A 13,833-nucleotide genomic window follows, 5' to 3' on the forward strand; every position below is an offset into this window, starting at 1 on the left:
CGTGTTCTCCTTGTTTCCGTGGTTTCCGTGGTTTCCGTGCGTCCTGGGTTTCGGGTCGTGCGATCGTCAGCGGCGCCGGTACTCCTCCCAGGTGCGGATGGTCACCTTCGGGCCGTCGTCCGGGCCGCGGCCGGAGAGCCCGTTCAGGCCGAGGTAGTAGTCACCGACCTGGTGCTGTGCCTGGCCGGCGAGATCGGTGTCGCTGATCGCGGCGGCGTGGATGTGCCACGGCCAGTCGGCCTGATCGGGGTTGCGCACCCATGCCGCGAACCCGACACTTCGCAGCGCGCGGACGGCCGCGGTGCGGGTGGCGGCGTTCATGCCCTTGACCGAGATGTCGACGACGCCGCCGCCGTCGTGGGTGCCCGCGGACGTGGGGTCGCCGCCGGGGTTGTACGAACCCTGCAACAGCACGAGGTCGCGGCCGAGCAGCCGCTTCGCCTCGGCCAGCATGCTCCGCGTGCGGGTGTTGACGACGCCGCCGTCGACGGCCACCTTGGCGCCCGGGACGATGGGATGGGTGACCTGGAAGCGGCCGGCGCCGAGCTTGGTGAGCGACGTCTTGCCCGGCAGGCCGTTGGCGGCGAGCCCGGTGAGGCCGAGCGACTTCTGGTACTTCGCGAAGGCGGTGACCGTCGTGGTGCCGAAGTACCCGTCCACCCACTTCGCGTCGAGCAGGTGCCGGTCGCGCAGCGCCCGTTCGACGAGGAGCACGCTTGCCTTGGCTCCGGGGGTCAGCTTGTCGTCCGGCCGCCGCGGGTCGATCTGGGCCGCCTTGACCGTCGCCTCCATGTTCAGGCTCGGCAGGGCCCTGGCGTCGGCCGCCTGTGCCGCCGGCAGCCCCGGCACTCCGGTGAAGGAAGTGAGCAGGGCGGCCGCCACGGGGGCTGCGGCGTAGGAAGGCAGCTTCATCGTCTCTCCTGGTCTCCGGCGCTGAGGGGGGTTCCTGCGGCGGAGACCACGGTTCCGAATCGCTGACGCTGTCCACAACGAGATCGTGTTGTCAGCCTGTCCGGCAGGCGCTCCGTACAGGCGTACGCGCCGTCTGACAGGTGCTTCGATGGCCGGTGAGACGTACTTCCGCACAGCCGCGTAAGCGCGTGGCCGCCGGCTCGCAGCGTGGCGTCAAGCGGACGGTCGGGCGTGCGGCAGTGTCACCGCTTGGGCGGCCGGCGGTAGGTGACCGGCTTGTCGCCCTTCCCGGGGAACGCCATGATCAGCAGACGCTGGCCCCTGCCATGCGGTCGAGTCGCACATGCGCTGCGCGTCGGCTTCCCACTCCCGCATCTCCCGGTTCTCTTCAGCGGCCTCGGCCTTGACCACGGCTCCGGCACTGGGGCAGACCTCTGCGAGCGGGTAGGTCAGCGGCCGGCGCGACCGAACTCGCGACGGCTCACGGCCAGCGCACCTCCGGGGTGCGTTCCACGAACCGTGCGTACTGCTCGAACGCCCGCTCGACCTCCGCCCGGTCGCCGCCGTGGAGCGGTACGAGCGGCTGGACGGAGATCAGCACCCGGCTCTTCGCGAGGATGCGCGTCCAGGTGGCCACGACCCGGCCGCCGCGTACCACGGTGGACCGGAAGACCCCGTTGCCGCCGGGGATGATGGCCGCCTTGTGCTCGTCGGCGACCATGAACGAGCGGTCCTTGTAGCCCAGCAGGTATTCGTCGAACCCGGGCAGCACGAGCACCTCGTCGTCCTCGGCCGGGAGAGGAGCGTCGAGGAGCGCGGCGTCGAGGTACGTCTCCAGTCCGTCGACGGTCACGCGGGCCAGAGCTTCGCCTGCCACGGCGATGCCGCGTTTGGCGTCGGCGGCGGTCAGGCCGGTCCAGCCCGCGAAGTCGTGCCGGGTGGCCGGCCCGCGGCCGCGGAAGTAGCGCAGCGCGATGGTGCCCAGCGCCTCGTCACGCTCCGGCCGGTGCGGGTCGGGGACCCACTCGTCGAGCAGCACGAAGCTCTGCTCGTTGCCGATGTTGGGGGCGATGCACAGCAGCCCAAGCTGGCTCGCGTGACACAGCAGGTGGTAGCCGCGCTGGCCACCGGTGTCGATGCCCTTGGCGCCGAGCACGGCCAGGCACTGCGACCGGCTCAGCCGCCCGCCGCCGGCCAGCGCCCCGCCCAGCACCTCCATGGCCTCGGCGACGGTCTCCTCTGGGAGGCCGAGCTGCTCGCGCCGCCGCGCGGCGGCGTTCAGCACCCGGACGGCCATCAGGTCGAGCATCCATCGGGCATCGCGGGACGGGACGAAATGGATGGTGCCGCGCATCGGCCAGGTGCGCAGCGCTTCACGCCGCTCCAGCGCGGCGGTGACGTCGGCGACGGTGTGTCCGGCCAGTCGCGCGCCGAACGACCACAGACCGCTGGCCAGATCTTGCGCCTGCATCGCGCCGAGCCAGGTCACCACCTCGGCCACGCCCGTCGCCCGGCCCGCGCCGCCGGACGACGCTCCCAGCAGCAGGCTGGACATCCGCAGGCCGAGCACCTGCCGGGGAGTGAGTTCCACTGACGATCGCACCTCCAATGGCGCCACCGTAGCCCTCGCCACCGACAATCCCCGAGGCGGTGTTCCGGACGCCGCGCGGCCCCAGGCACGCCTTCTCGTGAAGCGCGGTCAGAATGTGGCGATCGGGTTGACCGGGCTACCGGACGTACCGGCGAAGCGGACCGGCGCGACCGCGAGATGGAAGTCCCACTGGCCGAGCTCGGCGGCCGTCGTGGCGCACGCCTCCAGGTCGCAGTTGTCGAGCATCCACAGACCCATCGCGACGAGGCTCACGGCGTGCACCGGCATCAACACGTCTTCGTACCCGGACGGCTGAACGTCCTGGGGGGTGTCGGCGCCGATCAGCGCGACCTGTCGCTCATGCAGCCACGGCAGGCAGGACGCGTGCCAGCCGGACTGCGTGAAACCGGTGGCCGCACCGGTCTCGTGCCGGGCGCGGCCATAGCCGGTCCGCAGGAGCACCGCATCGCCGGATCGCACCCGCACACCCTGGCGGCGCTCGGCCTCCTCGAGATCGTCGGGGAACACACCCTGCCCCGGTTCCAGCCACGGCACATCGCGCGCGCTCGCGACGTCCAGCAGGACACCACGCGTGATGATCCCGTTCGCCGCCGCCGTGACGGCCGCCCACGCCGATCCCGTCGCGGCGTCGACCAGCGCGTGCGACCGCCCGTTGTACATCGTGCCGTCCCAGAAGATGTGGCACGGCGAGTCGAGGTGGGTGAGGGTGTTGCCGTGGAACGTGACGCCGAGCCGCTCGGACGAGAAGCCCCAGCGCCGGTCCTTGTGGAACGCGGGCACCGGCATGTTCTCGGCACCCGGCATGTCGGCGGCGCACGGGCACGTCGTCGTCGACCGCTCCATGTCCTCCGGTACGGCGACCTCCCACGCGCACGACACGCTCCTGCCGTGGCGCACGGCCCGCGCCGCCGCCAGCCGGACGTCGTCGGTGATGTGGTTCAGCGTGCCGAGCTCGTCGTCGTCGCCCCACCGTCCCCAGTTCGACAGCGTCTCGAAGTACCCGAGCACGTCGTCCTGTGTGGGCATCGGCCGCCCTGCCGTCATACCAGCATCGACTCCTCCGGTCACGTGGTCGAAGTACCGCAGGCAGGGTATCCGCCCTCTCCTTTGCCATGACGGAGAAACCTCGCTCGTGACGAAACGCCGCCGCCCGGTCGGGGCGGCGGCGTTTCGTGATCTCGCTGGGGCTTCCGCGGAGCGTCAGCCGTTGGTGCAGGCGGAGCCGTTCAGCGTGAAGGCCGTGGGGTTGGGGTTGTTGCCGGAGTAGGTGCCCTGGAAGCCGAACGTGGTGTTCGCTCCGGGAGCCAGGGAGCCGTTGTAGGAGACGTTGCGGGCGGAGGCCGACGAGCCGTTCTGGGTCACCTCGGCGTTCCAGGAGCTGGTGATCTGCTGGCCGGCCGCGAAGGACCAGGCGAGCGTCCAGCCGTTGATCGGGCTGCTGCCGGTGTTGGTGACCGTGATGTTGGCGGTGAAGCCGTTGTTCCACTCGTTCTTCACGTAGGCGACGCGGCACGGGCCGCCGGTGCCGCCGCTGGGCGAGGGAGAAGGCGAGGGCGACGCCGAGGGAGAGGGCGACGGCGAGGGAGACGGGTTGGTGGAGCTGTCCACCGTCACGTTCGAGCTTCCGCTGCTCTGGTAGCCCTCGGTGGCGAGGATCTGGTAGTCGTGGTTGCCGAGGCTCATCCCGTTCCGGGCCCAGGCGTCGAAGTGGTTGCCCGCCGTGATGGTGCCGCCGACGCGCTTCTGCTGCCGGACGCTCCAGTACTGGTTGAACGTGCTGCTGTTGCCCTCGATGGAGGGGGCGTTGTACCGGGTGGTCAGGTAGATGTCGTACGTGCCGCCGTCGCTGGTGACGGTGCCCTTGTACGTACCGGTGGGCCGCCAGCTGCCCCAGCTGTCCACGATGTAGTACTCGACGAGCGGGCTACGCGTCCAGCCGTAGAGGGTCAGGTACGCGTTGCCGGAGGGGTTGAAGCTGCCCGAGTACGTCACCGTTCTGCGCGCGCCGGGCTTCCAGCCCTTGCCGGCGACGAAGTTGTTGGTGTTGCGCCACGAGGTGCTGTAGTTGCCGCCGGAACCGAGCTCCATGGAGACGGAGCCCTGGGTGTCGGTCCAGAACGAGAAGAAGTAGCCGTTGTTCGTCCCGGTCTGGTTGGTGGTCACCGCCGCGTCGGCGGTGCCGGGCAGCATCATCGTGAAGGCGACCAGGGCCAGCACGCAGGCACGTCCGATGAGCAGCATGCCGCTGCGGAGGTCGTGGTACGGCGGGCGGGTGGGAACGTCGGTCATGTGCGTGCTTCCTCCTAAGGCCTGGCGGGGGACTCTGCCGAGGGCCAGGGTGGCGGCCACCGCCACGTCGATGCCGCACGACGCGGCGAAGGTCGGCGGGCCGCCGTACTCGACGGCCCGGGCACCGTGCCGCGGCCGGTGCCTCAGATCGGCAGTGGCCAAGGCCCGAAAGTATCGGGCCCACGACGAAAAGCGTCGAACTGATTGCGGCGCGCTGTCAACGAGCGGGAGTGATCGCGGAAGCCGGATGCCGACCGACCCTCCCCGAACCGGCATCGGACCTGCCCCTGGCCCGCCCGGCCTGATCAACGTCCCAGATCGACGGCTGAAACTTTCGGTCGGCGGTAGCGGCGTCCCGGCGGTACGAGGCCCATACCCGGCCCGCGCCCGCGAGGTCGCCAGGCACCGTTCGCCCGGCGCGGGCGAGAGGACTCCAGCCCCTGCCCGGCCCCCGGCGATGTACGTTTCATGCGGCCGATGGCGGGTCACGCCGGAGGGATCACGTATCTCCCCTGGTCAGGAGCGGAAATAGCGGCTACAAGGGCCTGTCGTCCCTTCTCAGAAGGTAAGTCGCGGTCGCGGACCTGGATGTGACGACGGCTATGCCGATACCGTCCGGTCGGGCGCGTCAGAGCATGGAGTCTGTTTGGTCGCCGTCGTACTCCGGTCGTTTCGCGGCGGAATGCGATCGGGTCGGACGCGCTCCGCCCTCCGACGAAGCCCGCCTCTGGAGCCCGACATGCCAGGAAATCGCTGGGCAGCCCGCGCGCTGCTCGCCTTGTCCCTGCCACTGCTCGCCCCCGCGATCGCGCTCACTCCATCAGCGTCCGCGGCGACCTCACGATCCGCCCCGGCCGCCGCGTCCTCGTCCGTATCCGCCGGTGGCGCGAGGGCGCCGCAGGCCTCCACGGTGCCGCTCGAAGAGATCAACGTGGTCACCACCCAGGTCGCCTTCGGGTTGCAACGCCCCGTCGCCCTGGCCGCACCCGATGACGGGACCGACAGGCTGTTCATCGTCGAGAAGCGCGGCACCGTGCGGGTCTACCACCCGACCACCGGCCTCGCGCAGACCCCGTTGATCGACATCACGGCGTCGGTGGACACCTCCGACAACGAGCGGGGCTTGCTCGGCATCGCCCTCCCCGCCGACTTCGCCCAGAGCCAGAACCTGTACCTCGCCTACACCGCGCTGCCGGACGGCGCGGTGACCCTGGCCCGATACAACCTGGGCAACGCGCGCCTCGAACCGCTGCTCTCCCAGGAGCACGCCGAGTTCGGCAACCACAACGGCGGCCAGCTCACCTTCGGCACCGACGGCTACCTGTACATGAGCATCGGTGACGGCGGCAACGCCGGAGACCCCTTCGACTCCGGGCAGCGCCTGGACACCCTGCTGGGCAAGATCCTGCGCGTCGACGTGAACCGGAAGTGCGGCTCCCTGGCCTACTGCATTCCCGCCGACAACCCGTTCGTCGGCCGCGCGGGCGCCCGCGGGGAGATCTGGATGTACGGCGCGCGCAACCCCTGGCGCTTCTCCATCGACCGCGCGGACGGCTCGATGTGGATCGGCGACGTCGGCCAGGGCAAGTGGGAGGAGATCGACCACGTCAAGGCCGGACGGCAGGCCGGCGCGAACCTCGGCTGGTCCTGCTACGAGGGACTCGAGGTGTTCGACCAGACCCAGTGCCGGACCGACGTCCAGTACACCAAGCCGGTCTTCACCTACTCGCCGTGGACCGGCGGCTGCGCGGTCATCGGCGGACAGGTGTACCGCGGCCAGAAGTTCGCCGACCTGGTCGGGGGCACCTACATCGCCACCGACTACTGCTCCTCCACCGCGTGGGCGCTGCGCGAGGACGGCCAGGGCGGCTATCTCCAGGCCGAGATCGGCAAAATGCCCACCCAGGTCACCGCGTTCGGCGCCACCCCGAAGGGCGAGCTCTACGTCGTCAACGACCTCCCCGGCATGCTGCACCAGGTGTCGTTCGAGCGGGCCGCGCCGACCTGCCGGATCAAGGTGGTCAAGCAGGCCTGGGGCACCGGCATGACCGTCGACCTCACCATCACCAACACCGGCACCACACCGATCGACGGCTGGACCCTGGTCTTCCCGCTGTCCCGCGGCCAGACCGTCATCTCGGACTGGAACACCGACCTCACCCAGGGCGGCGACATCGTCACCGCGGTGAACGCGAACTACAACGGGTCCATCGCCCCTGGCCGCAGCGTCACCATGGGCTACCTGGCCAGTCACACCGGTGACGCGTCCACGCCGGCCCGGTTCTCCCTCAACAGAGACACCTGCGCCGTGGAGGGCTGACCGGCGCCGTATCTGGATCCGGAGATGACCGCCGGGTCCGCGAATGGTCCCTCGCGCCGATCGGATGTGCCGTACACGTCCGATCGGCGCGACGATGCGCGGCGGTAGAACCGGTCGTCTGGGTTCAGGACGAGGCCGGTGCCGCCGTACCGGACGCCAGAGCCGCCTGTACGATGCGGATCGCCTCGCCCGCGTCGATGCCGACGCTGGCGATCACGGCCGCGTAGTCGGCGGCGGCCCGGCGAGCCCGCTCCCGGCCCTCCTCACCCGCGGCCGACACGAACGAGCCCGCCCGCCCGCGCGTCTCGATCAGCCCCGCCTCCTCCAGCTCCCGGTAGGCCCGGCCGACCGTGTTGACCGCCAGGCCGAGGTCGGCCGCGAGGTGGCGGATGGTCGGCAGCCGGGCGCCCACGGCCAGCGTACGGTCCTGGATCTGCCGGGCGAGCTGGGCCCGCAGCTGCTCGAACGGCGGCACGGGCGAGCCCGCATCGATGACGATCATCGAACGCTCATGACCCGCCGGGCCACCGTCGCGCTCGACGGCATCCTGGCCGAGAGCGCGACGCACACGGCCAGGCTCAGGACCAGGTAGGCGACCGCTGCGGCGTTCCACCAGCCGGGCGCGGTGCCGAACAGCAGCACCATGGGCAGCGACCACTGCACGCTCGGCATGGTGAGGTCGCGGGCGTCCTCGACGCGCATGATGACGTCGGCGGTCAGCGACTCCTCGTCCTCCGCCACGACCGGGCGCCGCAGCAGGTAGCGCAGCTGCATGACGATGATGGCCGTCACGCCGAGCAGGCCGATCAGCAGGACGACGGCCAGCTGCCGCACGATGGGGTCGGGAACGGCCAGGGCGCTCCCGGCCAGCGCCATCGCGCCGGCGAACGTGACCACGGCGAAGACGGCGTACGCCCTGCCGAGCACGGTCGGCCAGCCGGGCTGGACCAGATGGGCGGCCCGGCGGGACAGCGTCGCGCCCGCCCGCTGGTCGACACGTCGCACCCACAAGTCGAGCAGCGACTGTGCCAGCAGCAGCCCGGCCACCAGCGCGGTCAGGGCGAGCAGCGGCAGCGGGCGATGCGGCTGGGAGCTGCCGAAGGCGGAAACGGCGACGAGCGCGCTCGCGACGATCAGCACGGCGACGATGACCTGGGCGGCGAGGCGGGCGCGTCTGCGGACCGCCAGCCGATTGGCCAGCAGCGGGGTCGGGCGGGCTTCGGCCAGGCCGTGCTGGGCCAGCCACTCCCCCGCCAGTCGCAGATCGACCGCACGCGCCGGCGGATCCACGTCCGATAACGGGTCACGGGTCATAGCGCCTCCTTTGTCGCAAAGCTTGTCTCAACAGCATGCGTCATAGGTTGCGACATAGTCAACCAACGGGTGCCGGACGAAGGACGGCCGTCCACGCCTTCCCAGCCCTCGCGGGACCGGCGGCCTACGACCGCGAAGAAAGATCCCACGCAGGGTGCCACGAGACCGACGCCGTCGCGGTAGCAGGCGTACCTGGTGCGTGGCCGGACGCGGCCGAGATCGTGAACCCCGCGGGTGGCGTTCGCCGCGGTTAAGGCCGAACGAGGTCAACACCGCCGACGGCACCTGGCCCTCGCCCGGACGATCGCCCAGCGGCTCGCCGGGCCGAGTCCAGCCGGCCGACCCATCCTCCGGAGCGTAGGGGAGTGCTGTATTGCCGTTAACGGCTGAGACGTGTAGGACGATCTCTTGTCGTCACGTCCGTACGCCTGAGGTGCCGGGAGCCCGAATCATGGATGATCGTTTCAACGTGATCGTGAGCGCAGGATCACTGAAGGCGACGGACGAGCCCACGGTGCATTTCCCTCATCGGTGGACGCCCGAGGGCGTGAGCGTCCAGGCGGATTTCACCGGAGGACATCTCCTTCACCTCGCGGCGGCAGGATGCGTTCTCAACGACCTTTACCGGGAGGCGGCCGCACTGAGCATCGAACTCCTCGGAGTGCGCGTTTCCGCAGCCGGCGGCTTTGACATCGAGAGCTGGCGGTCGACCGGGATCACCTACACCGTCGACGTCAGCTCCAGTGCTCCGGCCGAGAGCATCGCCCACCTGATCGACATCGTGGACTCCGTCGCCGAGATCCCCCGCGCCATCCGGCAGGGTGCCACCGTGCAGCGGATCGGCTGACGACCATACGGGAACACGACCAGCGAGGACTCCCGCACCGCCACGCCGCATGAACACGCGGCGTGGCGGTGGCCGAAGTCGAGGACATGAGCCCCGCACTTGATCGCTGCGCAGGGGCAGGGCCGCGGTCTCCGTTCAGGTGAGCGGTGACCTCGTCCGCCTCGGGAACGTCGAGCGCCCGATAGAGCGCCAGTGCCTGCCGCCAGTGATGGCGCTCTGGTGCGCGCGTTCGCGTCCACCGACCGCGAGCGTCCGGATCGTGCGAAAACCCGGGCCACGGACCATCCACGTACCACAATCGGAGTCATGCCGGCCGTACTGGCGATGTCAAGGACGACGTCTGGGTGGATCACCCAGCCCGAACGGGGAGAGAGCATGCGACGAAACATCCGGACCGCACTGACGAGCATGGCGATGCTGGCCGCGGCCGGCACGGGGGTCGCGTCCGCGCCGGCACACGCCGCCGCTGACCAGTACTGCGCCGTGATCGTCGGCAAGGAGCGGGACGCCGACGGGTTCTCCAAGGTGCTCTCGGAGCAGTGCTCCACGGTGTCGGTGCAGGACGCCCACCAGAAGTCCAAGGCCGCCGGTGGCGCCGCGATGCGGGCCGACACCTTGCTCCTCCAGGAGTACGAGCACGCGAACTACGACACCGCGATCTACAACTTCTACGGCGCCTCCGGTCCCTGCGACTCCGAGGGCTACTCCTTGCGCAACTACGTCACCGTGGCGGGCCGGGTCAGCTCCATGCGCGGCTACAACAACTGCACGCAGGCCATGCTCGGCGACCCGGCCGGCAACTACGTGTTCCACTCGCTACCGACCGCCTACGTCGGCGACCTGATGAACGACAACGTGCTCACGGTCAAGATCTGGCGGGGCTGACCGCCCCACGGACACTCGCCGGCGACGAACCCGGACAGCGCGGGCGACAGCACGGAGCGAACCGCGAAGCAGCCCAGGTCATCGCAGGGTGACCTGGGCTTTCGTCGACGCCCGCGCGGTGATGACCGGGCCGTCCCGTGAAATCAGGCCATGGACGGTGACGACCGCCGAAGCAATCGCCTTACCTCCATCAGAGCGAACCCCAGCAGGTTCAGCCCCTGCCACTGCTCCGGGTTCTCAGCTCGCTCGTCGTCGGCCGCAAGTCCGATCCCCCAGACACGGTCCACCGGGCTCGCCTCCACCAGCACCCGCTCACCAGTGCCCAGCAGGAACTCCCGCAGATCGGCATGCTGCCCGAACTTCGCGAGATTGCCGCGCACCACCAGGCCGAAGCGGGTCGCCACCCACCTTTCCTCATCGAAGCCGCGTACGCGCCGCCCGAGATCCTTGGCCTGCTTGGGATGACCGGCCGCCACGATCGCCGCCGCGGTCTCTTCATCACCGAACAACCGCGCCTTCCCCGCCATCATGAAGTGCTCCGCAGTGGGATAGGCGATGCCGTCCACAACGAACTCCGCCGGCCACCACTGCGACAGACACCCGGCCCCGACCCCGCCAGAACGCGGCGGCCGATGCCCCCAGAACATCACGTACTTGATCCGCTCACGTCGCTTCGCCACCTCGACCAGCCCGGCCACATCACGAACATCGACCGCCTCCGCCATGCACGCACCCTCCCAAACCACCACGGTTCGGTGCCAACCCCTTTTCGGTGACCGCTGCACTGACACGAGCAGTGGACGGAACCCATGCGGCGACCGGCCGTCGCAGAGGGCGGCCGGCCTGACGGCTACAGCGGCGGGTAGGCGTTGGCCAGGAGCTGCCGGAACAGCGCGGGGAACCACTGCCCTTCCACCGGGGCGTTCGGCAGTGCCTGGCCCGGCACGTACGCGCCGCGCGGCTCCTGGAACAGTGGGTTGCACCGCTGGTCGTACGGGATGTTCTCCGGGTTGGGCACGACGTCCGCCGCGGCGGCCCCGTCGGAGACACCGGGCGGCTTGATCCAGGCGTAGGCGTCGATGCCGGGCGCGGGATCGGCCCGCGGCCGCTCGCCGAGCCCGGTGCCGGTCTGGTTGCACCAGTTGGCGACGGTGACGCGGCGGTCCATCCGGGACTGATCGACGAACGTGTTCACGTCGGTGGAGGTGCTCGGCGCCCTCGGCCGGGCCGGACCGCCCCAGCCGTTGCGCGAGGTGTCGATCACCATGCCGATGGTGGGCGGGAACCCGGCGGCGATCAGCCGGTTCCGGAACGCCTGGGCGAACGACAGCTCGTCCACGTAGTCGTTCCAGTCCACCCAGCGGGTCCACTTCACCGGCGTCCCGGAGATCACCGTGGAGGCGGTGAAGAACGGCTCGGTGAGCGCGGCCCACTCGGCGGTGTTCACCGTGAAGCCGTGCACGAGCGGCAGGCCATCGCCGGTGGCGTTGCCGATGCTCGCCAGCAGTTCGGCGGCCGGGCCGAAGTTGTCCGCCCAGCCGATCCGCCCGTGGTTCGATGCGTCGAGGTAGGTGTACACGTTGGGGATGCCGTACAGGCGGTTCAGGGCGTACCGCACGGCCAGCGGGTAGACGCCACTGGCGCGGACCGGTTCGCAGTGGATGGTGTACATGGTGCCGGTCGGCATCACCAGGCCCGGCAGAAAGTCCGGCTCGACCACCGCGACGATGCGCAACCGCCGGTAGGCCGGGTCGGCGAGGATCGAGGCGATCGGGTCGACGTACCGGGTGCGGTACTGGTCGAGGCCGTCCGCCGCGATGGCGAAGTCGCCGGTGCTGACGTACCGCAGGCAGTTGCGGTCGGGCAGGTCGTTCAGCACGATCTGGATGGTGAGCGGCGTCGCGCCGTTCGCGGCGTCCTGCCGCACCGCCTCGTCGAGGTGCGCCCGCAGCCCCGGTACCGAGGAGGTGCCCGCGATGCGGGACACCCGGTCCAGCCACACACCGGTCGAGGTTCGCGCCACCGCCGCCCCGCCGGGCTCACCCGCCGCCGCGGCCGACCACGTGGGGTCGACGTACCCGTCCGCCCCGGCGTAGGGGTTGTCGACCCGCGCGGGATCCGGTGTGGGGGTGGGACTGGGCGTGGGCGTCGGGGTCACGGGCGGGTTGGGGCCGAGGCAGCCGACGCCGTTGAGCAGGAACAGCGCGGGCGGCGCGTTCGTGCCGGTGTACGACCCGTTGAAGCCGATCGTGATCCGCTGCCCCTGGTCCAGCGTCCCGTTGTACGGCAGGTTCACCGCCGTCACGTTCCTGCCCGACTGGCTCCACGTGGCGTACCAGCCGTTGTCCACCCGCTGGGTCCCCGGCCAGGTGAACGTCAGCCGCCACGAAGTGATCCGCGGGGCCATGTTGTCGATGGTGATGTTCGCCCCGAACCGTCCGCTGCTGTCCCAGGTCTTCACGTACGTAACCCGGCACGTGGCCGGCGGCATCGCCGCCAGCGCGGGCACGGCCACCGCCACCACCGCGCACGCCACCATTCCCGCGACCATCGCCACGATCCCTCGGTACCGCGTCCTCCACCGCACCACCACGCTGTGCCTCCTCAAGATCGGGCCACGGAAAACCCCCGAGGAAGAGAAGGGGGACGACCACCACGATTCGCCTATCCCGCACACCTGTACATGGCGCACCCGGTCACGAAGCCCCCACGACCGGTCCCCCGGCCGCGATCAGCCCTCCTAGCTCGGCAAAGGACCCCGTTACCGGACCCGTCACCCGCCTGCCCTCCTGAAAGCTTCAGTCCTCCGACCGGCCGGCGAGGTGGTCCTGCGGGCCGGCGTGGCGGAACCGGTGAACCGCGCCGACCACGCGGCGGACCCGATGCGCGTCGTCCAGCGAACATGAGTGAACGGCCGCATGGCGCCGGCAGTGGTGCGCGTGGAGGGAGGGGTGCTCGGGCCGGGGGCGGCGGGTGCGCCGCCGGAGGGCTGTATTCACAAATCGCGATAATTGTCGCCCGCAATACATGGATAATCTCCGGCACATTGGTGGGAAATGTCGCCGGACGGCCCGTGGTCGAGGCTGTTCACCGACGTCTGCCGCGCTCCCGAACAGCGGAAACCTTCTCCCGCCCTCCCCTTCCCTATGAAAGCGGTGCGCTGGGTCGTCCCGCACATGAGCGCCATCGCCGAGGTGGTGGTCATGTGCGGGACCAAGCCTCTGACGTGCGCCATCATCCCTTTGATGGGTGTGGGCCGGTGGTGTGGAGGGTGGCCGGCCTCGCTCGCGCGTTCCGGACATCCCGTCGGCGTCTGGGCGAGCTCCGTCACAGTGCAACGGCAGCTTTCGCCATTTCTGCTGAATGCTGACAAGTCTACGTTTCCCCCGCTATGTATTGATTTTTTCCATCGGCTGACTAACGCTGATCGGGATGCCCGGTCATGGAGGGAGTAAGAATGCCTGTCACCCTGGAACGCTCTGAGGAGATCGTCGCCGCCTGGCGCAGCGGCGCCGACGTCGAGGGCTGGGACAACCCGGCCGGCCCGCTGTTCATCGACGAGTACGCCGAGTCGGAGATCACGCTGACGGCCATGGACACACAGCGGCCGAGCTCGTGCACAGGCGCCCGCACCATCGCCTGCTGCTGATCGCC

Annotated in this window: 12 protein-coding genes; 4 read left to right on the plus strand and 8 right to left on the minus strand. The window is 70.0% G+C overall.

The features are described from left to right. Nucleotides 1-66 precede the first annotated feature (66 nt). The 4 genes from IEY93_RS18575 to IEY93_RS18590 all read right to left on the minus strand — a co-directional run bounded on the left by IEY93_RS18575 (nucleotide 67) and on the right by IEY93_RS18590 (nucleotide 4,975). A complete protein-coding gene (locus tag IEY93_RS18575) occupies nucleotides 67-912 on the minus strand; it encodes a peptidoglycan-binding domain-containing protein (protein WP_189164357.1) in 846 nt (281 codons plus the stop codon). Nucleotides 913-1,393: 481 nt separating this feature from the next. Continuing rightward, entirely contained in the window at nucleotides 1,394-2,503 is a 1,110-nt protein-coding gene (locus tag IEY93_RS18580; RefSeq protein ID WP_203968696.1) for a winged helix DNA-binding domain-containing protein, read from the minus strand. A gap of 108 nt (nucleotides 2,504-2,611) precedes the next feature. After that, nucleotides 2,612-3,550 (minus strand): cyclase family protein, encoded by a 939-nt coding sequence (locus IEY93_RS18585; RefSeq protein WP_189164358.1) that lies wholly within the window; start codon nucleotides 3,548-3,550, stop codon nucleotides 2,612-2,614. A gap of 174 nt (nucleotides 3,551-3,724) precedes the next feature. Beyond that, nucleotides 3,725-4,975 carry a glycoside hydrolase family 11 protein gene (locus IEY93_RS18590; RefSeq protein ID WP_203968697.1) on the minus strand — a complete coding sequence of 417 codons (1,251 nt, stop codon included), beginning with the start codon at nucleotides 4,973-4,975 and terminating at the stop codon, nucleotides 3,725-3,727. 577 nt (nucleotides 4,976-5,552) lie between these two features. Here IEY93_RS18590 and IEY93_RS18595 point away from each other — a divergent pair. Further along, nucleotides 5,553-7,133, plus strand: coding sequence for a PQQ-dependent sugar dehydrogenase (locus tag IEY93_RS18595; RefSeq protein ID WP_189164359.1), 1,581 nt, complete (start codon nucleotides 5,553-5,555; stop codon nucleotides 7,131-7,133). A 124-nt stretch (nucleotides 7,134-7,257) separates the two neighbouring features. Here IEY93_RS18595 and IEY93_RS18600 read toward each other — a convergent pair whose 3' ends face one another. Together IEY93_RS18600 and IEY93_RS18605 are read right to left on the minus strand one after the other, a co-directional pair. Then, entirely contained in the window at nucleotides 7,258-7,635 is a 378-nt protein-coding gene (locus IEY93_RS18600; protein ID WP_189164360.1) for a GntR family transcriptional regulator, read from the minus strand. After that, the gene (locus IEY93_RS18605) at nucleotides 7,632-8,447 is read right to left on the minus strand and encodes a hypothetical protein (RefSeq protein WP_189164361.1); all 816 of its coding nucleotides are present in this window, start codon (nucleotides 8,445-8,447) and stop codon (nucleotides 7,632-7,634) included. The genes IEY93_RS18600 and IEY93_RS18605 overlap by 4 nt, the downstream gene beginning before the upstream one ends. A 451-nt stretch (nucleotides 8,448-8,898) precedes the next feature. Between IEY93_RS18605 and IEY93_RS18610 the strand changes: the two genes are divergently transcribed. Together IEY93_RS18610 and IEY93_RS18615 are read left to right on the plus strand one after the other, a co-directional pair. Next, nucleotides 8,899-9,294 (plus strand): OsmC family protein, encoded by a 396-nt coding sequence (locus IEY93_RS18610; RefSeq protein ID WP_189164362.1) that lies wholly within the window; start codon nucleotides 8,899-8,901, stop codon nucleotides 9,292-9,294. 375 nt (nucleotides 9,295-9,669) lie between these two features. Further along, a complete protein-coding gene (locus IEY93_RS18615; protein WP_189164363.1) occupies nucleotides 9,670-10,179 on the plus strand; it encodes a hypothetical protein in 510 nt (169 codons plus the stop codon). Nucleotides 10,180-10,322: 143 nt separating this feature from the next. On the opposite strand, the gene ybiA is transcribed toward IEY93_RS18615, so the two are convergent. Both ybiA and IEY93_RS18625 read right to left on the minus strand, forming a co-directional pair. After that, complete coding sequence (gene ybiA / locus IEY93_RS18620; protein WP_229691268.1) at nucleotides 10,323-10,826, minus strand: riboflavin biosynthesis intermediates N-glycosidase; 504 nt, start codon at nucleotides 10,824-10,826, stop codon at nucleotides 10,323-10,325. Between the two features lie 203 nt (nucleotides 10,827-11,029). Next, on the minus strand, nucleotides 11,030-12,730 hold the full coding sequence (locus IEY93_RS18625; protein WP_189164365.1) for a glycoside hydrolase family 6 protein: 1,701 nt from the start codon (nucleotides 12,728-12,730) through the stop codon (nucleotides 11,030-11,032). A gap of 906 nt (nucleotides 12,731-13,636) precedes the next feature. On the opposite strand from IEY93_RS18625, the gene IEY93_RS18630 reads away from it, so the two are divergent. Further along, complete coding sequence (locus tag IEY93_RS18630; protein WP_189164366.1) at nucleotides 13,637-13,828, plus strand: DUF6229 family protein; 192 nt, start codon at nucleotides 13,637-13,639, stop codon at nucleotides 13,826-13,828. The last annotated feature ends 5 nt before the right edge of the window (nucleotides 13,829-13,833 follow it).

The sequence above is a fragment of the Sphaerisporangium melleum genome (assembly GCF_014646695.1).
GTDB classification, from domain to species: Bacteria; Actinomycetota; Actinomycetes; order Streptosporangiales; family Streptosporangiaceae; genus Sphaerisporangium; species Sphaerisporangium melleum.